Below are 23,044 nucleotides of genomic sequence, written 5' to 3' on the forward strand. Positions count from 1 at the left end.
GTTGAAAGCGATGCCTGAGCATGTCGACCTCTAAGGTCGTTGAGCCAGGGGCGCGCGCGTGGGAGAATGCCCTTCCGCAGCAGGCCAACAGATCCTGGATATGGGCGCTGTCGAGGAACTTGAGACCGCCGAATTTGACGAACGGGATGTTCCGGCGCGTGAGCTCGATTTCGAGCGGACCGCTGTGATGGGAGGCGCGAGACAGCACCGCCTGTTGCTTCAGCGTCGAGCCGCCCTCCCGGTTCTCCAGAACCTTCTCGGCGATGAAGCAGCGCAGATGCACGAGGCCCTGGCGAAAGGGTCGCCGGCCAAAGGTATCGAAACCGCCTTTCTCGTCGGACTGGGACGTCGAAAGCGGCTGCTTGGGCGTTGGGTCGATCGTCGAGTTCAGCCGCGCAGACCCTGAAATCAATGCTCTCAACGAAGCTGCCAGCATGACCTTGGTCAAGGCATTCGCGGCTCGCGTTCGCGCTGGTATGGAAGACGGCGAACTCGACGAGAGGCTCGACGCCGACGCCGCCGGCAGCATGTTGCTGATGCTGCGCTCGGGTCTCAAGGTGGCGGCGCGAGGAGGCGTCAGCGGTTCTGAACTTCGTGACGCCGCATGTCTGGCGTTGCGCAGCCGAACACGCAGCCGCTAACGCCCGCTGCCTGACTAGCCACAAGGCGGGACTTCCACAGCAGTAGCATTGCCGAAAGCGACAAGACACAGAGCGCCATGACCGGACGTTGAGCCATTGCCTGTGCGACTCCGGGCTGAATGGCAGCGCAGGTAGCCGGGGGACCGCGACGATCAACAGATCTCGGTGATCCCCGTCAAAACTGCCGGCGACGAACAACAGGACGAGGATGCGCAGAGGTCGCGCGTGCCCGACAATTGGGAAAGCGGCTGGCCACGTCATGCCGGCTGCAAGGAGGGTGGAGGCTCTCTGAATGCCGGTCCCGCCCCGCCAGACGGGCGGGAGAAGGCAGACGAACGCCTTTACCTGAATGACGAAATCGTCTGTTGAGCGTAGGATTTCGCTGGAAGCATTCTGCGAGGACGATTTGCGAAAGAGCCTGAGGCACAGCAGACGCCCGCGTTCTAGGCATTAGCTATGGAGTCATCGAGGTTCGCGCCGATGACTGCGCTCCGAATGCTCGGCGCGGTCTGAAGAGAATGGACTGCAAATGTGATGTGGCGAATAGCTCAGCTATTTCGACGACGCGGCGGCTGGCGATCGGTTATGTAAATGCACGGCTATAAAAATTAACATCAGATATTTTGAATAATTGTTTAAATCATTTATCACATAAGCTAATATAATTGAATATGACTTATAAAAATTATCTGAATTATGGTTTAAACAAATATAGATCGCCCGAAGCATAAGGAATAGACCTATGCCTCTGCTGGAACTTCGGGGAATTTCAAAGCACTTCGGCGCGATCGAGGCACTAAAGGCCGTCGATCTAGCAATTGACGCAGGTGAAGTTGTCGGCCTCATGGGTGATAATGGTGCGGGCAAATCGACGTTAGTGAAGGTTGTCGCCGGTAATTATCTTCCGTCCGAGGGAGAGCTTCGCCTCGATGGCATGGTCAAGCACTTTCGCAGGCCAGTTGATGCCCGGACTGAGGGGATTGAGGTTGTCTATCAGGACCTCGCCCTGTGCGACAATCTGAGCGCGGCCGCGAACGTATTCCTTGGAAGGGAACTGAAACGCCGCATCGGTCCGCTTGCGGTCCTCGACTACAAGGGGATGTACGCCCGCGCCGCCGAGCTGTTCAAAGAGCTGAAGTCTGAGACCCGCCCCCGCGATCTCGTGAGACTGATGTCCGGCGGCCAGCGCCAAGCTGTGGCAATTGCACGGACACGCCTTGCCAACGCGAAGATGGTGCTCATGGACGAGCCAACCGCGGCCATCAGCGTTCGTCAGGTCGCCGAGGTGCTGGATATGATCCACCGGCTCAAGGATCGCGGAATCGCAGTCGTCCTCATCAGTCACCGCATGCCGGACGTGTTCGCCGTTTGCGACCGGGTGGTCGTCATGAGACGAGGCCGCAAGGTCGCCGACAAGCCTATTGCGTCGAGTTCGCCTGAGGAGGTCACGGGATTGATCACCGGGGCCATCCAGACCGCCTGATGCTGCGCAAGGAGCCGCCCATGTCGAGCGCCGTTACCCGCCCGCTTCAAGGCAGTGTCGCGATCGAGGACGTCACTGGCCTCAGGGAGCGGAGTTTTGGGCAGAGGCTGCTCTCCAGCCAGCCCTTCTGGGTGACGATCGCCCTCATCGTCATGACCCTAGCCATGACCTGGTATCAACCGGAGGCGTTTGCCTCGGCCGACAACTTCTTCAACATCACGCGAAATTTCGCCTTCATCGGCATCATGGCGATCGGCATGACCGCCGTCATCCTCACGGGCGGCATCGATTTGTCGGTCGGGTCGATCATGGGGCTCGCCGGCGTCGTCTGCGGCCTCGTTCTCCAGGCCGAGGGGCATTGGGCGCTCGCAATCCTCGCCGGTCTTCTCACCGGAGTGGTCGTCGGGGTCGTGAATGGCGTCCTGATCTCCTATGTCGGCCTCCCGGCCTTCGTCGTCACGCTCGGGATGCTGTCCGGAGCCCGCTCGCTTGCCATCGTCCTGTCTCAGAACAAGATGATCTACGAATTCGGTCCCTCGGGAGACGCTTTCAATGCGATCGGCGGCGGCTCCATCTTCAGCATTGCCAACCCGGTCTGGGTGCTGCTCGTGCTGGCCGTCACCTTCAGCATCATTCTCAACTTCACGAGCTGGGGCAATTATCTCTACGCCATCGGCAGCAATGAGAACGCAGCCCGCCTGACGGGCGTGCCGGTCCGGCGGATCAAGCTGCAGGCCTATATCGTCTCGGGCCTGACAGCCGCGCTGAGCGCCGTCCTCATCGTCGGCTGGCAGGGCTCCGCCATCAATGCGCTCGGACAGGGTTACGAATTGCGCGTGATCGCTTCGACCGTGATCGGCGGCGCGGACCTGATGGGCGGGCAAGGCGGGGCCTACGGCGCTGTGATCGGCGCCGCGCTCATCGAGGTGATCCGCAATTCTCTTCTCATGGCCGGCGTCGACGCCAACTGGCAAGGCGCCTTCGTCGGCCTGTTCATCGTGTTGGCGGTTCTGCTGCAGCGGATCCGCGGCAGGCGTTCGGCATGATGAATGCCGGACAACCATAACCACCAGGAGGAGACCCTCATGAAAACGCTGACTTTAGGTGTCGCCGCGCTCGCACTGCTCGCTGTTGGAGGAGAAGTTCAGGCTCAGGGCAGGAAATACGTCTTCGCTCTGGTTCCCAAGAACATGAACAACCCCTTCTTCGACCAGGCCCGGGACGGCTGCAAGAAGGCCGAGAAGGAATCCAATGGCGCGATCGAATGTCTCTATATCGGCCCCGGCGAGCATGGCGGCGGCGATGAACAGGTCCAGGTCGTCAACGATCTCATTACCAAGAAGGTCGATGGCATCGCCGTCTCTCCGTCGAATGCAGCCGCGATGGGCAAGGCGCTCGAGGGCGCAAAGAAAGCGGGAATTCCGGTCCTGACCTGGGATTCAGACCTGCTCGCGAAGGACAAGGCTCTGCGCACCGCCTATGTCGGCACGTATAACTATGACATCGGCGTCAACCTCGCGAAGCTCGTCCAGCAGATCAAGCCGAAGGGCGGGACGATCTGCATCCAGTCCGGTGGCGCGGCTGCTGCAAACCATAACGAGCGCATGCAAGGAATCCGCGATACGCTGTCAGGTGCGAAATCTGGTTCCGCTCCCGGCACGAGGCTCTCGGGCCAGAATGGCTGGACCGAGGTCGCAGGTTGCCCGCTCTACACCAATGACGATTTTCCGCTCTCGGTGCAGCAGATGGAAGATACGCTCGGCAAGAACCCAAAGCTCGATGCTTTCGTGCCGACCGGCGGCTTCCCGCAGTTCATCCCGCAAGCGTATCGCAAGGTCGCAGAGAAGTATAAGGCCCGCATCGACGACGGCTCTCTTGCACTCGTCGTCGCCGATACGCTGCCCGTCCAGATGGATCTTCTGAAGGCCGGCCTGTCCAAGGGGCAAGTTGGTCAGCGCCCATTCGAGATGGGTTACAGGACCATGCTGTTCCTCAAGGACATGAAGGACGGCAAGCCCGCGCCGAAGGATCCCACCTATACTGGCCTCGACGTCTGCACGCCGCAGAATGTCGCAAGTTGCGTGGGCTCCGGTAGCTAGCTGTCGAAGCTATGAAGGTTGTTCATCCGGGGGCGGCGCTGGACTGCTGGGACTGCGAAGCTCCAGCACCTGCGCTGGAGATCCCCGGATGAACCCGCCTACGAATGCGCGTTCGATGCCTTGCCGGGAAGCAGACCTTCCGTATGTCGGGAGAGGGCCAGCTTCACCCCTAGTGGCGTCGCGAGGACAGGATTGCCGGAAAGCGGACTTTCCGAACGGCGGCTAAGGGCCACTTTCGCGTCCTCTGGGTGGACGGCCAGTCTTCATGGAGCGGGGCGGTCACCGAGCCCCGAGCCACAGATGGGTATCTGCCAATGTCCAGATATCGGCGTGTGCCAGCTTTGATAGCCATCGGCAGTTGAGGGTGATTTGCAGCGTGGTCCTGCGGCGGTATATCGAAGCTCCGAGGTGTCGCTCTTACATTGTCAACGTTGCCGCCCGAGCGAGAATCATCAGCCCCTTTTTGGGTGACTGGGGACGTTTGCCCCCGGCGGACGTGAACCTCAGAGGATCTGGAATTCGAATGACAAACGAGAGCACACGGCTGGTCGATCTGGCCGCGATGGTCGTTGCGGCCTACACCGCCCATAACAACGTCACTCGGGCCGACCTAGCCGACCTCATCGCCAACACCCATGGCGTGCTGGCAGGCTTGGGCATTGCACCGCCTGCGCCGGCCGCCGAGCCGCGGGTTCCGGCAGTGCCAATCAAAAAGTCCGTGCCCCCCGACGCGATCATCTGCCTTGAAGATGGCAGGGCGTTCAAATCGATGAAGCGGCATCTGAGCAACAAGTACGACATGACGCCCGCGCAATACCGGGCGAAGTGGGGCCTGCCGGCCGACTACCCGATGGTCGCGCCAAATTACGCCGAAGCGCGCTCGGCCATGGCGAAGGCACTCGGGCTTGGCCGCAAGCCGGCCGCGGTGGCGGAGCTGGCTGCGGCAAAACCGGTGCGGCGCGCGAAGGCCAAGGCGACAACCTAACCGAAAAGTGGCGCTCGTCATCGGCCGCCACAGCGATCATTTGCAGAGGCATCATGAGCCGCGCCAGGACCCGCAGACCCACCAGCGCCCGCGACGAGGCCGAGGCGTTGTTCAAGCCCGCGGCTCCCAAGGCAGCAGCGCCGATCGACAAGCGGCCGGCGATCCCCGGAGCCAAGGAACTGGTGTCACTAAGGATCGATCGCGACGTGCTCGAACACTTCCAAAACGCCGGGCCAGGCTGGCAGGACCTCATCAATAATGCACTCCGGGCGGCCGCTGGCATGGCGCCACGTCCTGACAGCTTGCCGCCGGACGAGCCGAATTCGTCAAACGTCGGCTGAGGTGGAATTACCGCCTGCGCCGCCGCGCCGGGGCGTGCAGCAAGTACATCGAACCCGCATCTTGGGCTTGCCGAATTTACTCGCCATGCCATGTTCGCCCGCCCAATAAGCGAAAGGTGGATCATGGCGACAGGAACGGTGAAGTGGTTCAATGCGACCAAGGGCTTTGGTTTCATCCAGCCGGATGACGGCGGCCAGGATGCCTTTGTCCATATCAGCGCGGTCGAGCGGGCCGGTCTGCGCGAGCTTCGGGAAGGTCAGAAGATTTCCTACGAACTTGTGCAGGACAAGCGGTCTGGTAAAACCTCGGCGGACAATTTGCGCGCCGAGTGAGGTGTTAACGCCGGGCGCAACCTTGGAACGGCGCTTGCCGTTCACGGCTCCAGTCCGTCCGACACATTCGGCTCGTCGACGACATCCTGGGAAACCTCTTCATCCTCGTTGTCGTCGATTCCGATCGGAACATCGACGGCCAGGAGATTGTCCTTAGTCAGCAGGCCGGCGTCCTCGAGCTTCTCGATGTCGGGCAGATCGCGCAGACTGGCGAGGCCAAACACCGACAGAAACTTAGGCGTCGTGACATAGGTATAAGGCGCGCCTGGTTGCGGGCTGCGGGGGCCGGCTGCGATGAAGCCGAGCTTGCGGAGATGGCCGATGGTATCGCGGCTGATCTCCTTGCCGAAGACCTTGCCGAGCTCGGCGCGGGTGATCGGCTGAAAATAGCCGATACAGAGCAGCACGAGGCTCTCGGACTGGGACAGGGCCTTGCTGTCGGTTCCGCCGAGCCCGGTCGCGGTGCGGATCGCGACGGCGAAGCTCTTCTTCGTGCGATGCTGCCAGCCGCCCGCGACCGAAACCAGCTCGTAAGGACGACCACGCAATTCGTCGCGGATGTCGGCGATCAACAAATCGAGGCTGCAGTCGCGACCGACGACCCGCGCCAGGGTTTCGCGATCGACCGGCTTGGGTGAGGCGAAAATCACGGCCTCGACCCGTCCCATCCACTCACGCCAGCGCATGTCCGGCGGCAGGTCAGTGAGCTCGGTGTCAAACAGTTCCTCCGCTTGGGTGCGCCTGGCCATCGCGTCAAAGCCCGTAGAGCCGGAAACTCGCGCGACCGCTGAGCTCGCGCACGGCCTGCAGGACGATCAGCCGCTCGAACAATCGGCGCGCGCCCCAGCGCGTCAGATTTTTCGTCTGCAGCGTGCCGGACACGGCATCCTCGTCGAGCAAGCGCCGGATCACTTCCCCTGCCCCCTTAGCGCGCAGCTTCGGCGTGACGGCGGTGAGACGCGCGGCTTGCGGTGCGATGTCGCCAGCGATCCGGCAGGCCTCGGCCGCGGCCAGCGCGAGCGCCACGCAGATCGCACGCTCGAACCCCTCCCCTCCCGGACGAATCCGGCTGCGATCTCCCGGGTTGCGAAAGGCGGCGCCGCCCGCTTGCATCACCAGCAAAGGCACGGCCATCGACCAGCGCATTCTCTGGGCCAAGGCTAGATCGGCGAGCCACCAGCCGAGCAGCCCAGCGTCGGGACGCAGGCACTGAACCTCGATCAAAATCTGGGCCGCGATCAATGGCGCAGGTCGGCCGGAGCGCGTCACCTCATCGAGATCCTCCGGCAACCGGCCGAGATCATTGCTCCAGCGCAAGCCGAGCAGTTCGATCGTCGAACGCAACATCGTCTCATCGAGCGCGGGGGAACGCGAAGCCAGCCAGCGCCACGCCGCGAAGATGTTGCCGGCGGGTCCGAGTTCGGCTCCCGGTTGGCGAAGATGCCAGGCGTCGCGCAACTGCGCTTCGGTCTCGGTCCGTCCGACGAGCGCGACGGCCACGGCAGCGCTTTTCAGGGCAAGGCGCTGACGCCAGGCTCCAACCCAAGGCGGGTCGGCAAGCACCAGATTGTTGAGCGAATTCAACGCGGCGCCAGCCAGAAACGCCGCTTCGGCGTCGGTTGTCACGAGCCCACGCGGCACGGCCCAGCCGGGGACAACCGGGGGCGTGAAAGCGACACTGGCGGTCGAATCGAGAGCGGCCATCGTCCGAGGATCATGTCACGCATGTGCGCTTTAGGCTATGCCTCTCAAACAAAACCGCACGTCCTGTCGACGCGAAAGAATGACCGATAATCTTGCATTATCGGACATTCTACTCTTTATATAAGGAATGGCCGAAAACGACGTCTGGAACGCCGAAAATCACGCTTCGAAGGACGCCGCCCCACCGGAGCGCCCGGCAGCAGGTGTCGATCATTCCGCGCCGCGGACGCCGGCCGAGGAGAGCGACGCCCTCCCCTCCCCGCTCGCCGTGGTGGAAGCCGGCGTACCGGCGCATCTCGAGCAGCTCGCCGAACGAGCCCGCGGCTATGTCAAGGCGGCGAGCTCGGACAACACACGACGCGCCTACGCCTCCGACTGGACGCATTTCACCGGCTGGTGTCGGCGCCAGGCCCTCGCGCCCCTGCCACCGAACCCGCAGACCGTCGGGCTCTACATCACCGCCTGCGCGTCGGGCGCGGCCACGGCCAATCGCAAGCCGAATACGGTGACGACGATCGAGCGGCGGCTGTCGGCCTTGGCCTGGTCCTATACGCAGCGCGGAACGCCACTCGATCGCAAGGACCGCCATATTGCGACCGTGCTCGCTGGCATCCGCAACACCCACGCAGCCCCGCCTCGCCAGAAGGAGGCGGTGCTGCCCGAGCATTTGATCGCCATGCTGGAAACGCTTGATCGTGGCTCGCTGCGAGGGCTACGCGATCGGGCCATGCTGCTGATCGGCTTTGCCGGTGGCTTGCGGCGGTCCGAGATCGTCGGTCTCGACGTCGGTCGCGACCAGACGGAGGACGGCCGCGGTTGGATCGAAATCCTTAATTTGGGCCTGGTCGTCACCTTGCGCGGCAAGACCGGCTGGCGTGAGGTCGAAATCGGACGGGGCTCTGCCGACGCCACCTGCCCGATCGTGGCGCTGCAGACCTGGCTGAAGCTTGCCAGGATCGCCCACGGCCCCGTATTTCGGCGCGTGACCGGCCAGGGCCAGTCCGTCGGCCCCGAGCGCCTCAACGACCGAGAGGTCGCCCGCCTGGTCAAGCGCACCGCACTCGCCGCCCGGGTGCGTGGCGATCTCCCCGAGGGAGAACGGCAAGAGAAGTTCGCAGGCCATTCATTGCGGGCCGGGCTCGCCTCCTCGGCCGAGGTCGACGAGCGCCATGTTCAGAAGCAGCTCGGTCATGCCTCGGCCGAAATGACCCGTCGCTATCAGCGTCGCCGCGACCGCTTCCGGGTCAATCTCACCAAGGCCGCGGGATTGTGACGAGGTCCGGAATAGGTCGGCAGCTGGCATCAACATGCCTCGGCCGCCACCCACACGAAGCGCGTTCCAGCTTGTCGAGGCGGCCAACTGAATATATATTCCTCTACAAGGGAGTAATTATCATGCCCAACGAGTTTTCCGCCCGCGAGGTAGCCGAACTGGCCAATGTTCCGGTTCGCGCCGTCGACAAGGCGATTGAGGAAAAGGTGCTGGCGGGCATCCGTGCAGCGGCGCCAGGCCGACGTCGGATGCTTCCCCTTCACGCTGTACCGTATGCGGCCATCGTTGCCCGATTGCCCGTCACTCTTTCGCTCGAAACGAAGCGCGATCTGGCACGCGCGCTCGGCAAGCGTTCGACTGCGCGCATGACGGCCGAGCCGTTGGAGATCGCACCTGCAGTCACTGTAGATGTGTCCGCACTCGTCGGATCTGACCTCGCTGAGCGCGCCGAACGTTATGGAAAAGCGCGGGAGGATTTCGTTCACGTCGATCCCGACATCATGGGTGGCACGCCGGTGCTGCGAGGCACTCGGATGACGGTGTATTCCGTGCTGGGGCGCATTGATGGTGGCGACAGTGTCGACGATGTCCTCGAGGACAACCCTCATCTGACACGAGAGGCGGTCGAAACTGCAGTGTTCTATGCCCGGACACACCCCATCATTGGAAGACCTGGTGGCCGCCCTTGGGCGAAGGCCGCGTGAAGTTGTTCATCGATGAATGCTTGTCCCCGCAACTGGCTCGCCGTCTCAACGAGGAGGGACGGCACGATGCGACCCACCCGCGCGACAAGGGACGGCTCGGCGAACCCGATCACGTCGTGCTGGCGCGTTGCCTGGATGAAGACCGAGCGATCGTAACCGAGAATGCTGTCGACTTCCGCAAGCTGGTCGCGCGCCAGGAATTGCATCCTGGGCTGATCATCCTTCCAAGCGTCAGTCGCGAACAGTCGTTCAGCCTGTTGGTCAACGGGATCGCCCACCTAGCATCGCAGGGCGGGCCGTCGGACGTTATCGTCAATCACGTTCTCGAAATTGGGAAAGACGGAAGCTTCACGTTGTCTCCCCTCCCCTAGCGGGGCTTCCTCAGGCGAAGCGATATTCACATCCGACACTGCCCGTTCTGGGGACCTCTGGAACCCTCGCTGTAAGCAAGCGCGCCGCAAAGCCCCATAAATGACCATTGGCGGCTTTTAAGCACCCGACCTCACCGACCTAGCCGTCACGAGCTCGAAGGGCACTCAGCGAGCTTCCTAAGAGGTCGATTTTTTCGCCTCGAGCCGAATTCGCGCGCCTTCGCACGATCAGACCTAGCGGAGCAGCGGCAACACGATGGATGCGGTGATCGCCACGGCGATGGCGCTTCGAATGAGGATCCCGTTGATCCGAGCCATAGAGGCTTCAGAGCTGTCCGGCATATGCATAACCTCTCCTCCCTCTTGGTCCAGTTTCGGACTCATCCCGGCCTCACGCAATCGCGATTGTTCGCGAACCGGCAGACTCCCCTCTCGTGTGGCCAGACAGCAACGGGGCCAGCCCCCTTCCCTCCTCGACGATCAGCACGCGGGGCGAACGAGTCAGCCTACCGCAGAGACCGAGGGCTCATCTCCGGTCCAGGAGGAACGAATGCTCAGCCTTGTTTGCCCATCGCGCAGAATGCTAAACGCCGGAGCGGGCCGGTAGCTCAATGGTTAGAGCTCGCTGCTCATAACAGCGCCGGTGCCGGTTCGAGTCCGGCCCGGCCCACCACGCTCTCTGAAAAGCAGCCGTCCCGACAACGGTGAGCCTTCCGGCTATGCCCCTTCATTTGTCACTGAAGTTGCTACGACGTCGTAGCCACGCCGGGTCTTCCTGAGGAGCCAGTCCTGCAGCGCCTCGGCTGCGGTCTCTTGATCCCCGTAGAGATCCAATCGCCGCCGACCGGAACAGCCCCGGCGCCCCCATTCGCGCACGAGCGCGACATCGCCAAACAGCGTTGGCTCAATCGCCAGCACGTAGAACCGAGCCATATTCTGCGCTGGATCGGATCGGTCCAACACCAACATCTGCATCCGAGGCGATATCAGACGGGGTGATGTCGGCTGGAACGACATCCACAATGACTTCTCCAGCGTCCAGACGCTGACGCAGTTCGGCGTTCTCTCTCGACATCAGAGAACGTGTTCTGCAATGAGCGCACCGAACCGGCGGAAACCCGATGCGGCGTTTCGGTAGGTTTGTTGTCAGCTGACAACGCTGGCGGCGCCATGAATAGCGAACTGATGACTTGAGAGCGCTTGCTCATCGGCCCCAGGCTCCCTTGAGTTCAGCAATCTCGTCGTTCACACCATCGACGGAATCAATGGCACGATCATACGCCGCTCTCCCCACGGAGCCGCGATCTCGTAGAGCGATTGCTTCGTCAGGCCTGCATTAGCGATCGCAGTCGATTTCCACGCAATTGGACGCAAAACGTGCTCGCCGAAATGATATCTCAGCCAAGCAACAATTTGCGCCTCAGGCACGTCATGGGGGTCGTGCCGTGTGACCACGTATCGCAAAAAATCGAGCTCGATCTTTCCCCCGGCGTCCTCGATCACCTTCATGAAATCGGTGGTCATGAGAAAGAATTATGAGCATCGCCGTAGCGGCGTTCAGCGCGCTCATCGTCAGGTAACCAAGTTGCGGCGGGCTATCGCCCTGGAATTCCCGCCGAAGGCCCATAGGCGAGCCTCTGAGGAGGTCGGGTTTTCCTGGCTCGCGCGCGGAAGTAAGCCCGGTGTTGCGCAACCTTGCAGATCGTCCCGGGAAGCGCTATTTTGCCGTAGTGGACGGCGGATGTTGGCGCACCTGCCGCCCTTTAGCGACTTAGGTTAGAAATTGGACCCGGACAGCGGCTGGCCAGCCTGTCCGGGTCTTTCTAATCGTCTCCGTGATGCTTAGCGGCATAAGCCACATTTGAGCACCTTCGGTTGGAGGGCGAGGCACTCGCCTTGCCTAGGGTGGCTCCATTCCTCCGAGGCGCGCCGGCTGGCGGCGGCGCATACTGCTTCCACCCTCGAATCTCTGAATTGTAGCGTGGACCTACTCCCGCTACAGTTCCGGCAGTGCAGCTAATGGGTCGATCGCTCTCACGCCGAGCGGTTCAAAATGCCTGAGATTGCGGGTTAGCACGGTCAGCTCATGAAGGCGGGCTGTGGCGGCGATCGCGATATCCTCAAATCCCGGCTGATGGGCAAGCGAAGCATCAAGGATCTCCCCGGCAATATGGGCACACCGCAGATCGAAAGGCAGCAGCTTCTCCGCATAGAGATGCTCTATGCTCTCCCACCATTCCGTCAGCCCTCGCGCCTTCTTCGTAGCGCCTTCCCGTTCGGCCTTGGCGATCCCGGATTTCACCTCAGCCGCCGAAATGACCGACAGAAAAAGCCGCGGGCTCGCCACGTCTAGCCATTCTATGAGCGCCCCGACGCGCCCTCGTTTCGATGGCGCCAACGCTGAGATGACGTTCGTATCGACCAGAAACATCAGATATCGACGGAGCGGCTCAACTTGCCGCTGCGCGCTGGAATATCGCCGTCGTCGCCTGGGAACGCTGCGAGCAGCCGGCCGAAGCTCGGGATCTGCGCGAGCTTCTGATATTCCTCGAACGACAGCACGACCGCTTCCTTCCTGCCGTGTCGGGTGATGACCGCAGGGTAGCCGCGGACAGCTTGATCGACGACAGCCGAGAGCGTGGCCTTAGCGTCCTTAATCTGAATTTCTTTCATTCCCCGCTCCCATGACTACTGTGGTCATATAGCTAGCGATGGCGGCTCTCGCAAGCGGACAGGCTCAAACCGAATCCACTCGTCACAATGCACGGCGCCTCGATGGTTTGTCCAGGAATCCTCGGCGCAAGTCGTATTCGGACGTGACTGACGGCCCCTCTTGAGAGGGCATCTTTTTTTCGCGCCGCCGCCTTTACGCGGCGAACAACCAGCGGTCCCAGAAAACGGGCTGAAGCAAACTCGCTTCGATCGCTCGGGAGTCAGGATGCGCCGGATTGACGAGGATATTTCGGTAGAGGCGGGCAACGCCGATCGGAACGATGAGAATGGCGCTGCGCCTCTCTCCGTACCAGCGCTCTCCAAAGGCCTTGCTCACTGTCGCGGGCATTTCATCCCAGCCAGGCAACGCCGGCGGCGAGAAGACCTCGTAGGATAGCCCCTTCGGGAATGTGAGCTGGATGAAGTGCTGATTGGGCTGCAGGCGCCCACTGCCGTGCACCAGTTTCTCAAGGAGGGCCGTCGAGAAATGCTCGCTGGGGTAAATCAGCGGGCTGCCCGCCGTATTCCAGCGCCTAGGCGCTATCGTGGATCCAGTCGCATCGAAAATCGGGTAGGCTCCTGTCGGATTTCCAATCTGAGAACCCGGCACGGTACGGTCCAGAATCTGCGGAGTCACGCAGCCGTGCCGTATTTCAGGCTGCCGAGCACGTCGAGCATGTTCAGAGCCTATCTCGCTATGAATAACGACCTCGATCGGGCGTCGATCCTCCAACATCGGATGTGGCCTGAAGAGAAACTCCCGCGCCTCGTCTTCATCCTGCCAGACGTCGAGTGCAAGGCTCCAGGTGCGCGCAACCCGCGCCAGCCGTGCCCCCTCGTCCGACGAGAGGCGGTCCGCGGTGTAGGGGGCCTTGGGGATGAGCCTGTATTTGAACTGGGCGTCGCTGGGCGCGATCAGTCGCGCCACGCGCTCGAGCGAACCAAACGGCAGGCCGTCTTCGATCCGGGCGATCAACCCGAAGGGCGAACGGCTGCACCATCAAGCAGCTTGCCGTGTCCATGAACGAGTAAGCCAGATCGCCCCCCGGGCGCCGTGTCGACGTCGTCATGCCCGTTGCTTGTCCCGCTTTCTGGTGCCAATGAGCGCCATGAGCATCGGCCCGATCGAGAATTCGCCGTTTTCGGCCCGCTGTGTGAGGGCTCGCAGATAGCCGCCCGCGCTGGACACGGTTTCGCCCTTCTGCAGGATGCTAGCGATGACGATTGCGGCGTCGAGCTCGCCCATCACGCTCTGAGCATGAAGCCAGGCACTGGGGCTAATTCCGAGCATCGGCCTAACGAGCGCGGCAGCCGCCTGAAAGTCGCGCCAGTTAGCCACCCCGCCCTTACTGTAATCGATGATGTCGGGGCAAGCGTCGAGAACCATTCCTAGCGGGAACGTCCGATCTGGCATCCGCAGCGGTTCAGGAGAACTCTCAGTCCTCGCCCCCGGGCTCTCTGGAGAGCGTGGTTCAAGATCAATAAGGGAGTCTGGATTTGAATTCTGTATGTGACGCTCAGTTTGAGACTCATTGGTGCTAAGTTTTTGTGATTTTACGTGATCTTCCAGCAAGTTGAGGATCTCATCGGCCAAGAGGCTCAGCTCCGTGGCAATCGGCTCAAGAACCTCGCGGGTGGCGGAGCGCGGAATCCGCCCCACGACGCCCCGGTAGAGCTCGTGAAGCTCCGTCCAATCGGCCGGGCCGGCTCCGTTGCGGCGGGTCGAAACGCCCTCCTCCATTCCGGTCGCGATCATCTTGCAGATGTCCCGCCGGCAAATAGTGACGCGCTCCCGAACGAGCTTCAGAGCGCGTTCTTCTGCGCGAACTTCATCAGCCAGTCGCTCGAATTCCTCGGCCCTGGTGACGAGTGGCGCCAGATCAAAACCAAACGCGAGCTCGATGCCGCCGGCGCGGTCCTTCCGCGCGTAACGCTTACCATTCGGGCTGTCGCGCCGGATGATAAAGCCGACATCAACGAGCGCGCCCAAATGCCGTCGCAGCGTCGCCGGCGCCATGCCGTGAGCCCGAAGGCAGAGCTGCTGGTTAGACGGGAACACGATAAGCCCCTCCCCCGTGAGGACCGTCTCCGGGTGGAAAGTTAGCAGAGCATCCAGAACCGCCAAAGCGCGCTCCGAGATGCCGAGCTTCTCCTTTGCGGTGCAGATAGCCCGAAAAGTCTCCCATTTATGAACCGCCTTTTCCGGCGGGCGTGTCTTTGCCCCCGCTTGGCTTGCCACAAGGGCAAGTGTCAGCGGTCGCCGCCCAAAGGGCGTCGTCGAGAGTCGTGGTTCCATGTCCTTTGCCCTATTCAGGCAAAAGAAATCCGCTCGCCGAATGGCGCAAATCTCTCTCGAGACTCTTGACGGTGATTCGAGGAAGTGCGATTCTCGGTTTGCTTAAGACAGAGAGCGCTCTCGGAACATCCGTTTCGGGGGCGTTTTCTTTTGCGGTCAATCTCCGTTGTTACGATCTTTCGTCGTCCTGAAGTCGCGATAAAGCTTCTCCAGGTTGCTCGAAATGAAATTGCCGAACTCGCCTGCATCCTTGGACTTGAGCGAGAGGCTGAATGTCCGCCCCGTGTTCTTGAAGTTCGCAGCGACACGATTGTCAGTGGGTGTCCATTGACCTTCCGCCGCCCTCGCCTTCTGTGGGCGCCTGTGCGCCTTCTTGAGCCGGTCCACCAGGAAGTTGAACCGGTCCGAAGCCGGCGTCTGATCGAAGTCTGCCGACTGGACGATTGCAATTGCGGTTTCGCGTTTCGCCGGGTGAGCGATCAGCTGCTTTAAGTCTTCCCAACGCGGACGACCTACCCCTCGGGCGGCGCCGAGCGCCTCAAGGACTTCCTGCGGAATCACCTCGACGAGCGTGAACATCCTCGCGACAACCGTGTCGTCGACACTGACGGCAGCCATAATGATCGCCCGGTCCTGCCCGAGCTTGCGCAGACTGTCCGCGAACCGCGCCTTCTCGATGAACGATAGGTTGGCCCGCCGGGCGTTCTCTTGGCCCTGAGCGACGATGTGCGCGGCATCGTCCAACGAACGGATGACAGCTCGGACGCGCTTGCCTAGCTCCCGCGCGACACGGTGGCGACGGTGGCCAAAAACAATCATGTGCCGGCCGGCAATCTCAGGGTGCGGTCGGACGAGGATGGGCTGTAACTGCCCCTCCCTCGCAATTCCATCCTTTAGGAGCGCGAACGCCTCCTCATCGTCATCGACGCGGTCGGCGACAAATGAGCTATCGACGAGGTCGGGGTCCAGCTCAACGACGACTTCTCCGTCGGCGATGAGCTTCACCTGATCCGCCATCTCCTCGATTGACTGCTTCATGGCGCGAGACGCTCCGCGGTTCGCGTATAGCGCCCGCGCTTCTTGGATTGGAGACAGAGGTGCTGCGACGCCTTCGGTCGGTGCCTCAATCGCCCTCATTAGCAAACCTTTACGCGCCATTTTTGCCCGTAGCTCCGCGTAACATGTTGAACTGCCGAAGCGATTTGGGTTTCCGTACAGCTGTCAATTCGGCAGTCATTTCCGCCCCCACGCGTCATGCATCAGGGAACGGATCTCCTCGTTCACGGCGTTTAGCGAATCGATCGCACGGTCGTAGGTTTGACGGGTAAACTGGGACCGATCGAGTTCATACAGCGACTGATTCGTGATCCCGGCGTCGGCGATGGCCGTCGACTTCAGCATTGGGTTCGACAGCATGAACTTCGGGAACATAGCCTGCATGAACCCAACCATCTGAGCCTGAGGCCCATCAGTCGGCTCGTACCTTGTCACGAGATAGCGAAACCATTTGAGCCTGACGTCGGCACCATGCCCCACGATGGAGCCAAGGATCCCACCGAGCATCAAGAGGAACTGGCTCATCGACATCACGTCCAACATCTGGGGGTGGATCGTGATGATGACAGAGGTCGAGGCGGTGAGCGCCGTGAGCGTGAGGTAGCCAAGTTGGGGCGGGCAATCGACAACGACAACGTCATATCGATCATCGACATCCTTCAGCACGGCGCTTAGCCGCAAGAAGAATTGCTTTCCCTCAATCGAGCGCTGCGCCGCCATCGGCGTATCGTACTCGTACTCCTGGAGTTCCAGGTTCGCGGGCACGATGTCGAGTCCAGGGAAATTGGTGGGCCAGATGACATCTGTGATCGGCACCCGATCGGCCGTGTATTTCAGACAGTCATACAGCGAAGGATTCTTGTCGAGCTCCGGCTGAATTCCATGGAGCGCCGACAAGGATGCCTGCGGATCCAGATCGATTGCAAGAACCCGATGGCCGGTGAGGGCGAGGTACTGCGCGAGATGTGCAGCCGTTGTCGTCTTGCCGCTGCCACCTTTGAAGTTGACGACCGAGATCACCTGAAGTGGCTCGCCAGGCCGCCGGTGCGGCACATACTTCTTCACACCCGACCGTCCGTGACGGTCCAGATACTGCCGAAGCTCAAGCATCTGCTCGGCCGTGTAGGTGCGTCGCCCCGAGGAAGTCGTGGTAGGCGTTGGCCCCTTGCCTTCCAGATGAAGCTTTTTGACGTTCGACGGCGTAACTCCGAGGAAATAGGCGACTTCACTGAGTGTGAACGACCGCAAGCCCTTCTTCGCGTTGGGTGGGTAATGTTGGATACGCAGCAGATTGAGCTTCTCCGAGATCAATTCTCCCTGCTGGAGAATGATCTCGTGAAAAAGCTTGCCTGTATCATCGCTGATGTTCGCGAAGTTCATCCAGTGGCCGCCTATCGGAATAACGCTTTTCCGGAGCAGTGACGCTTTTCCGGAGCAACGGGAATTGCAAGCGTGAATTATGCCCGATTCGCGCGAGGCGGCAACCGATTTTGAGTTAACGAGAAGTAAACTCAAAATTTTCCAGGAGGCCCGGTCAAAGCATTAGAACTATCGTGCCAGAACATATTGATAAGGCGGACGAATTTGACGTTCCGTACAGCTGTCAATCGAACCGCAGCATCGGTTCAGAGCCACGCATTTTTGAAAAGGTTCGAGGTCCCAATTTGTCACACATTCCGATCAGGAATCGTTTGCCGTTGATCGATTCTTAAAATGCATTGGACCGTGAACCGAAGAACCGACGATTCTACGGTGCCTGTCAATCAGCGGCGCGGGTCATGCTCAACCTTATTGTCTTAGATAGAATTGATCGAACCCGGGACATGCATCGGTTCTATGTGCTCTCAATAGAGCCGACCCTCTGGGGCGAGCTGAGCCTCGTTCGCCAGTGGGGCAGGATTGGGAGGCGAGGGCGCAGTCGCGTCGATCTACATTGCGACCACGCATCAGCCAGGGAAGCACTGGATAGCTGGCTCGAACGAAAGCGAGGTCGGGGCTATGTCCCTCGTCAACCTACGACCTAGGTTGAACGCTACCGCTCTGGACCGTAACCCTGCCGCGGACGTCGATGCCGAAAACCTCCAACGGAACTTCGAGGACATCGTTCGCGATTTGAGGGCTCCAGCCCTTTTGGCTGCCGACGAAACGAGACGCCCCAGAAAAGTCGGCACTGACGCGTACGTAGCGAGCAGAGGGCCCGCGCTCACATGGGGCTTACAAGTCGAGACACCACCGATGGTTACGTCTCTGGCTTGGTCCCAGAAGGGGCATGGCTCGATCGACGTGATCAAGTGGCGCGCGGGCCGGATTCAACTGACGGTCAGGAGCGCCATCAGCATCGGCCCATGAGCGTAGGCGTGGCGTGGTGTTTAGTGTCAGGGTGAGGCGGCACTGGTGCAGGCGGTCGGTCGCATCGCCTCGCCCCCTTTTTATCCGTTAAACCTCGACCGAGAGCTTGCTTCGCCGAAGCTCAGAGTAATCTCTGAGCTAGCTCCCTTACGCGTGATCCATGATTTTGGAACCTGCACGCAGGACCAAGCAAAATTTGGCGCGAAGCCTCTTTGGGCAGAAGATCTTGCTGGGCTCGAGCACTGGAACTGAGGGAAGGGCGATTGAGTCATCTTTTTGGACCGTCCGCCAAAGGACGTAGAAGACTGCGTCGCGGAACTGCTTTGCAATTTTTGGCGGCATCGATAGCCCGTCACCGTTTGTCCACAGTACGTGGACTGCCGAATGGATGGCCGTCATCAACAAGGTCGCGGACCGCCACTTCTAGCGCCTGAGAGATTTGCCAGAGGCTAGTCGCAGTCGGGTTTCGCTGGCCCATTTCAAGTGCGCTCACATGTGCCCTGTCGACGCCCAGACGCTGCGCAACTTGAGCTTGGGTGAGCCCCTTGGTCAGCCTAGCGGCTCGCGCATTCGCGGCGATCACCTGTCTAATATCCATTTCCGCATTTATCTGCGGAGAGCCGTTTAGCGCGACGCGGTATGCCGCGTTGCGCTATAACGCACATTGGGGTTATGACCGTTGAACTTTCATGAGCGCTTAGGTGGTGCGAGTTCTGATGGATCGCTTTCCTTCGCCAGCGCGCGGCTTTTCCAAACTCAGGCTCGAAATTCAGTGGGTGTTAATCGATAGCGACCGCGTCAAATATCTTCTGGTGGTGGACGTGTTCGGAAGTTTGACAAACCGCGATAACTGGCAGGAGATTTTCGATGGTTGGTGCGCCGCACAAGGTCACGCGCCAAAATTTAAGCGCGGCAACAGCCGAACTAATCGAACCGAAGCGAAGGTAACGCTTCATGGCTATCATCCGATTGTCGACTTTTTGGTGAGGTGGATAGGACTGGAAAATCTGCCGATAGGGCAGCCGGACCAGTCAAAGATAAGTCAGCTAGAGTCTGAGCTAGAACTGCTTCGGAAGCAGAACGCAGAATTGATGCAACTGCTCACCCAAGCTCGTGATGTGCCACGTCAAAAATCTGGAAAATGACAACACGGCATGCCGACCAAAGGACATGTCAGCAGAAAGCTCATGTAGCTGCTGGCTGCTCTCAAATTATAGAAGAAACTGTTTACTCCCAAACACTTCTGAGCAGGATCGCGCTGAGATCTGAAATTTTGAACCCGCGTCGATCGCGTTGGGCTGCTCAAAGCCCCGAATAGGGAAGGGGATCGGGCTCTGATATCGGGACGGGCAGCCTCGAAAACATCAGGCTATCGCCCGGCGATGAGAGATGCTGAAAATGTTGGATCGCTGCTAAGGTAGTCATCGCTAGCGCTCCGGACCTCCGCGTCCGCGTTGACGGGCGATCGCCAGTCTCTTCTGCAGTTGCGCGATACGCTCTGCCTCCTTCTTGCGCCGCTCATCATCGGTGAGCGGCTTCGGCCTCGCCGGATTTGATGCCACGGGCGTTCCGGGCTGAGGCTCTTTTGCAAGCGGGCGCGGTTCGATCGCGGCCGACATTGGCGCTTCCAAAGGCTTAGGCGGCTTGATGGCATCTGGCGAAGTATTGGGCTGGGTTGCTGCACGCTCGGCGGCGAGTGCCTTCGCTGTATTGCGGACCCTGCTTAGACGATCGACGGAGTGATTTCCCATGCCGGCTCGACCGGCCTGCGACGCCGACTGGCCGCCGGCGACCGCAGCCCCCTGATTCGCCTTAAACGCGGGAACGAGGATGGCGGGTTCTGCCATGAGACGCTCGGTCATCCCGCGCATCGCCTTGTTCAACGCCGCGTAGTTTTCCGCGCGAATTGTGACGTCGTCGAGTTTCTTCGCCTTAACGACCAGTCCCTCGGCCTTCTGAATTTCAGAGAGGAGAAGCCGGATGCGATTGTCGACAGCCTCGACAGTCTTCCTCATCTCGCCGGCGATGGCGATAGCGGCATCATCGGCGTCGTCCCGTGCCTTCTTGGACTTGAGGCGTGAACGCGACTCAAGTTTCGCCGACACATGCGAGATGGCATTGCGCTCATTGACGAGCTCGGCCTTGCGCGCCGAGAGACGGACGATTTCCTTAGCGGATTTACTTGCAATGAGCGCCTCGGCCGTTTGACGACCATGCTGTGGTCCCAAGGCCCTTTCGAGCCAGGCTCGGCGATAGGCTTCATAGGAAGCATCCGCTTTTGCTATCGCTGCAACGGATTGCAGATTGGTCGCCCATTGCTGGTTGGCTAGCTTCATGCCCTGTGCCGTTTCCAAGCCTTTCCGCTCGCGCGCATAGGAGGCCGGATCAACGCGATCTCGTGCCTTCTCGGCCACGCCCATCTCCACATACGTACGTGGGTCTAGGCGTTTCTCGGCACCAGCGGCAGCCAAATGCTCATTCGCGAGTTTGGCGAATCGCGCGCGCTCCGTCCGGATCCATGTCTTTTCCTGGCCAATTGCGAGGAGCTTCGGCTGTAGGAATGGCCGGTTGGAACGGCTTTGCCGCCGCGCGGTCTTAAAATGCTTCACATAGGCGAAGTCCCAGATCAACTCGCCGGAGCCGGGCTTCTCGGGATGCTCGATCTTCTTGGCGGGCCGGTCGTAGAGATTGATGTGCACATGATAGTTCCGGCTATCGTTGTGCTTGTTTGGAGCGTGGATGGCGGCCCAATAGGGGAGGGCGAGATCCTCGTAGGGCCGGCAGAATGCCTTCGCTAGCGACAGTCGCTGGGAGGCGGTCAATTCGTGCGGAAACTCGATCACGAGGCGCGTCTGGACCCGGCCGCCGCGACCTACCAGGAAAGCGATTGGCGCGTCTGGTAGATCATCGACGCTCTGCTCGGCCGAGATCCTGGTGAAGCCTGCTTTCTGGAATATCTCGATGAGCTTGAGACCTTCAGCTTCCGTGACGCTCTCCGAGACCGCCTGGTTTGTGGCCAGTGCCACCGAGAGAGTTGAAGACAATGGGGACGAAGTCCGGGCCATCTCCCGGATATTGGCCCAGACGGCAGGGCCCCTCTCGGGATCCAGGATCACCTTGGTCTTGCGGGGCGCGTCTTCGGCATTATCGACCGCTTCCCAGAAGGCATCACGCTCCTCCCTGGTCGTGCCAATGTTGCCGAAGGAAGAGATTTCCACGCCATCGCGGGCGACCTGTTCTAGCTTGGAGGGTTCGTCGATGCATCCCAGCACTTCTTTCGACGGAATAACCTCTACGGCGTCCTCGCGGTCGATGTAGCGCTGGTGTTTCCTCCCACCACTGAGAGCTGACGCGACGCTTTTTTGCCCCTTCAACACATCAACCAACTCACCTCCCTTCGAGAAAGTCGTGACCGAAAAATGGAAGGAGACAGCCCCGTTTTGGCCTTGCGGTCTGCTGGTCTGCCTATGTGCCTTTTGGCCGTGGAGACCGCTCGCGGTCCGAATACCGGGTCTGGCCAGAACTCGGGCGATGTCGCCAAGTCCAACACCACCTCGGGACACGTCCTTCATGCGACGCAGGGCCTGCCGTTCAATAGAGTTGACCCGATGGAGGGCACCTGCAGCCGCACGCTCTCCTTCCTCGGTCTCCCGTTTGTGATCGGCCTCGATTTCTCGCTGTGCCCGTCGATTGTCCTTTCGCGCCCGCAACTTCGCGGCGCGCTCATCGGCTGCAGTACGCTTCCTGGCGGCAATGTCGTCGAGATCAATCATACAAAGGCGTGAAAGCGAATCCGGGATTGCGGCACCACAATTAAAGCTCGAAGCCCACCGGCTTCCAAAGCCGCCGTGGTTCTGCGCGCTTCAGCATGCGCTCATGATTAAGAACTAACTAAGGGCGACTGCCCGCGGATCTTCATCGCCGCCTCGGTCAGCTATCGCAATCTCGACGGCGCACCGTACCCCACGATGAGAGGCACTGCGACCAGATCGATGAGATCGTCGAGGGTCGAAAGCCCAGCGGAATCACGATCAGGAAACCGCTAAGTTGATCGATGATCAAATGGCAGCCGCCTTCCGCGAGCTGATGCAGATCAAGGCGGACCAGCGCAAGGCGCAGGCGGGTGGGGACACCTTGCACTGACGCAATATCAAACGTGATGACACGATAGAGGCCTGGAATTTCCGGGCCGTTTTTTTGGGCCGCGACAGGCATTATGCGCGGCCAATTAGGCAACTCGCCACGACAAGGATTTGCCGCGCTGTGGCACCGCCTGGAAGGGCGGCGTGCGGGTGCTCTGGCGCTGGACCAGGGAGATTCTCGAACATCGCAGTGAGCCCGGAAATCTCACCTGACCGGCGGCATATCGGGATGCTTTCTGATCTCCGCACACAGGCCGCCATTGGCGGCCTGTGCGTCCCAACTTTGGGGCGCGCGGAGACAGCACGATTTTTCCTAGGAGCCTTTCGGCGCCGCGGAAAGGGCGTCCGGCTAGTGGCCGGAACGCGAGTCAACTGAGCCTTAGATCGCGATTTGCCCGTGGCCGGAAACTTTTTCCGGACCGGTAAAATCGCGGGTCAGCAGGCAAGCTCGATTGGGTCGGGAAAACGGGCTTGTATCAAGTTTTTCCATCCTTCCCACTTCGGGAAGGATTAGCCTCTCAGAGCCCAAAGCCGAAAGGCAGTAAAGACTGGAGC

Annotated in this window: 23 protein-coding genes, 1 tRNA gene and 3 pseudogenes; 13 read left to right on the top strand and 14 right to left on the bottom strand. The window is 60.6% G+C overall.

Annotated elements, in window-relative coordinates:
- Nucleotides 1–82: 82 nt before the first annotated feature.
- Nucleotides 83–268, bottom strand: a pseudogene (locus AB4Z16_RS27055) (3'-5' exonuclease); the annotation flags it as partial.
- Nucleotides 269–434: 166 nt separating this feature from the next.
- On the opposite strand from AB4Z16_RS27055, the gene AB4Z16_RS27060 reads away from it, so the two are divergent.
- The 7 genes from AB4Z16_RS27060 (at nt 435) to AB4Z16_RS27090 (ending at nt 5,882) form a co-directional block, all read left to right on the top strand.
- Nucleotides 435–641, top strand: coding sequence for a hypothetical protein (locus tag AB4Z16_RS27060; protein ID WP_441514420.1), 207 nt, complete (start codon nt 435–437; stop codon nt 639–641).
- Between the two features lie 742 nt (nt 642–1,383).
- The gene (locus AB4Z16_RS27065; RefSeq protein WP_441514421.1) at nt 1,384–2,124 is read left to right on the top strand and encodes an ATP-binding cassette domain-containing protein; all 741 of its coding nucleotides are present in this window, start codon (nt 1,384–1,386) and stop codon (nt 2,122–2,124) included.
- Between the two features lie 20 nt (nt 2,125–2,144).
- Nucleotides 2,145–3,170 carry an ABC transporter permease gene (locus tag AB4Z16_RS27070; protein ID WP_441514422.1) on the top strand — a complete coding sequence of 342 codons (1,026 nt, stop codon included), beginning with the start codon at nt 2,145–2,147 and terminating at the stop codon, nt 3,168–3,170.
- A gap of 39 nt (nt 3,171–3,209) precedes the next feature.
- Nucleotides 3,210–4,223, top strand: coding sequence for a sugar-binding protein (locus tag AB4Z16_RS27075; protein ID WP_441514423.1), 1,014 nt, complete (start codon nt 3,210–3,212; stop codon nt 4,221–4,223).
- Nucleotides 4,224–4,746: 523 nt separating this feature from the next.
- The gene (locus tag AB4Z16_RS27080) at nt 4,747–5,208 is read left to right on the top strand and encodes a Ros/MucR family transcriptional regulator (RefSeq protein WP_441514424.1); all 462 of its coding nucleotides are present in this window, start codon (nt 4,747–4,749) and stop codon (nt 5,206–5,208) included.
- Nucleotides 5,209–5,261: 53 nt separating this feature from the next.
- A complete protein-coding gene (locus tag AB4Z16_RS27085; protein WP_441514425.1) occupies nt 5,262–5,549 on the top strand; it encodes a BrnA antitoxin family protein in 288 nt (95 codons plus the stop codon).
- A gap of 123 nt (nt 5,550–5,672) precedes the next feature.
- On the top strand, nt 5,673–5,882 hold the full coding sequence (locus AB4Z16_RS27090; protein WP_441514426.1) for a cold-shock protein: 210 nt from the start codon (nt 5,673–5,675) through the stop codon (nt 5,880–5,882).
- A gap of 41 nt (nt 5,883–5,923) precedes the next feature.
- On the opposite strand, the gene scpB is transcribed toward AB4Z16_RS27090, so the two are convergent.
- Nucleotides 5,924–6,631, bottom strand: coding sequence for an SMC-Scp complex subunit ScpB (gene scpB / locus AB4Z16_RS27095; RefSeq protein ID WP_441514427.1), 708 nt, complete (start codon nt 6,629–6,631; stop codon nt 5,924–5,926).
- Between the two features lie 4 nt (nt 6,632–6,635).
- Complete coding sequence (locus AB4Z16_RS27100) at nt 6,636–7,586, bottom strand: DUF1403 family protein (RefSeq protein WP_441514428.1); 951 nt, start codon at nt 7,584–7,586, stop codon at nt 6,636–6,638.
- 127 nt (nt 7,587–7,713) lie between these two features.
- Between AB4Z16_RS27100 and AB4Z16_RS27105 the strand changes: the two genes are divergently transcribed.
- The 4 genes from AB4Z16_RS27105 to AB4Z16_RS27120 all read left to right on the top strand — a co-directional run bounded on the left by AB4Z16_RS27105 (nt 7,714) and on the right by AB4Z16_RS27120 (nt 10,607).
- Complete coding sequence (locus AB4Z16_RS27105; RefSeq protein ID WP_441514429.1) at nt 7,714–8,859, top strand: site-specific integrase; 1,146 nt, start codon at nt 7,714–7,716, stop codon at nt 8,857–8,859.
- Nucleotides 8,860–8,981: 122 nt separating this feature from the next.
- The gene (locus tag AB4Z16_RS27110) at nt 8,982–9,563 is read left to right on the top strand and encodes a DUF433 domain-containing protein (RefSeq protein WP_441514430.1); all 582 of its coding nucleotides are present in this window, start codon (nt 8,982–8,984) and stop codon (nt 9,561–9,563) included.
- A complete protein-coding gene (locus AB4Z16_RS27115) occupies nt 9,560–9,934 on the top strand; it encodes a DUF5615 family PIN-like protein (RefSeq protein ID WP_441514431.1) in 375 nt (124 codons plus the stop codon). The genes AB4Z16_RS27110 and AB4Z16_RS27115 overlap by 4 nt, the downstream gene beginning before the upstream one ends.
- Before the next feature lie 597 nt (nt 9,935–10,531).
- Nucleotides 10,532–10,607 (top strand) — tRNA-Ile (locus tag AB4Z16_RS27120).
- 44 nt (nt 10,608–10,651) lie between these two features.
- Here AB4Z16_RS27120 and AB4Z16_RS27125 read toward each other — a convergent pair.
- The 9 genes and pseudogenes from AB4Z16_RS27125 to repA all read right to left on the bottom strand — a co-directional run bounded on the left by AB4Z16_RS27125 (nt 10,652) and on the right by repA (nt 17,378).
- On the bottom strand, nt 10,652–10,951 hold the full coding sequence (locus AB4Z16_RS27125; protein WP_441514432.1) for a WGR domain-containing protein: 300 nt from the start codon (nt 10,949–10,951) through the stop codon (nt 10,652–10,654).
- Nucleotides 10,952–11,138: 187 nt separating this feature from the next.
- Nucleotides 11,139–11,534 (bottom strand): annotated as a pseudogene (locus tag AB4Z16_RS27130) (plasmid partitioning protein RepA); the annotation flags it as partial.
- Nucleotides 11,535–11,930: 396 nt separating this feature from the next.
- The gene (locus AB4Z16_RS27135) at nt 11,931–12,365 is read right to left on the bottom strand and encodes a type II toxin-antitoxin system VapC family toxin (RefSeq protein ID WP_441514433.1); all 435 of its coding nucleotides are present in this window, start codon (nt 12,363–12,365) and stop codon (nt 11,931–11,933) included.
- The gene (locus AB4Z16_RS27140; protein ID WP_441514434.1) at nt 12,365–12,607 is read right to left on the bottom strand and encodes a type II toxin-antitoxin system Phd/YefM family antitoxin; all 243 of its coding nucleotides are present in this window, start codon (nt 12,605–12,607) and stop codon (nt 12,365–12,367) included. The genes AB4Z16_RS27135 and AB4Z16_RS27140 overlap by 1 nt, the downstream gene beginning before the upstream one ends.
- Nucleotides 12,608–12,800: 193 nt before the next feature.
- Nucleotides 12,801–13,283: an RES family NAD+ phosphorylase gene (locus AB4Z16_RS27145; RefSeq protein WP_441514435.1), complete on the bottom strand. Its 483-nt coding sequence runs from the start codon at nt 13,281–13,283 to the stop codon at nt 12,801–12,803.
- A pseudogene (locus AB4Z16_RS27150) lies at nt 13,280–13,640 on the bottom strand (antitoxin Xre/MbcA/ParS toxin-binding domain-containing protein); the annotation flags it as partial. The pseudogene AB4Z16_RS27150 and the gene AB4Z16_RS27145, both read right to left, overlap by 4 nt.
- Before the next feature lie 72 nt (nt 13,641–13,712).
- Nucleotides 13,713–14,942 carry a plasmid replication protein RepC gene (gene repC / locus AB4Z16_RS27155; protein WP_441514436.1) on the bottom strand — a complete coding sequence of 410 codons (1,230 nt, stop codon included), beginning with the start codon at nt 14,940–14,942 and terminating at the stop codon, nt 13,713–13,715.
- Between the two features lie 156 nt (nt 14,943–15,098).
- Nucleotides 15,099–16,100, bottom strand: coding sequence for a plasmid partitioning protein RepB (gene repB / locus AB4Z16_RS27160; protein ID WP_441514437.1), 1,002 nt, complete (start codon nt 16,098–16,100; stop codon nt 15,099–15,101).
- 75 nt (nt 16,101–16,175) lie between these two features.
- Complete coding sequence (repA, locus tag AB4Z16_RS27165; protein ID WP_441514438.1) at nt 16,176–17,378, bottom strand: plasmid partitioning protein RepA; 1,203 nt, start codon at nt 17,376–17,378, stop codon at nt 16,176–16,178.
- A gap of 398 nt (nt 17,379–17,776) precedes the next feature.
- Here repA and AB4Z16_RS27170 point away from each other — a divergent pair, with 398 nt between their 5' ends.
- Nucleotides 17,777–18,022 (top strand): WGR domain-containing protein, encoded by a 246-nt coding sequence (locus AB4Z16_RS27170; RefSeq protein ID WP_441514439.1) that lies wholly within the window; start codon nt 17,777–17,779, stop codon nt 18,020–18,022.
- Nucleotides 18,023–18,699: 677 nt separating this feature from the next.
- Here AB4Z16_RS27170 and AB4Z16_RS27175 read toward each other — a convergent pair.
- Nucleotides 18,700–18,945, bottom strand: coding sequence for a helix-turn-helix domain-containing protein (locus AB4Z16_RS27175; protein ID WP_441514440.1), 246 nt, complete (start codon nt 18,943–18,945; stop codon nt 18,700–18,702).
- 118 nt (nt 18,946–19,063) lie between these two features.
- Here AB4Z16_RS27175 and AB4Z16_RS27180 point away from each other — a divergent pair, with 118 nt between their 5' ends.
- Nucleotides 19,064–19,492, top strand: coding sequence for a hypothetical protein (locus tag AB4Z16_RS27180; protein ID WP_441514441.1), 429 nt, complete (start codon nt 19,064–19,066; stop codon nt 19,490–19,492).
- 282 nt (nt 19,493–19,774) lie between these two features.
- Here AB4Z16_RS27180 and AB4Z16_RS27185 read toward each other — a convergent pair whose 3' ends face one another.
- Nucleotides 19,775–22,120, bottom strand: coding sequence for a MobA/MobL family protein (locus AB4Z16_RS27185; protein ID WP_441514442.1), 2,346 nt, complete (start codon nt 22,118–22,120; stop codon nt 19,775–19,777).
- Nucleotides 22,121–23,044 lie beyond the last annotated feature (924 nt).

Origin of the sequence: Allobosea sp. TAF32, from assembly GCF_052113585.1 — a bacterium.
Classification (GTDB): Bacteria; Pseudomonadota; Alphaproteobacteria; order Rhizobiales; family Beijerinckiaceae; genus Allobosea.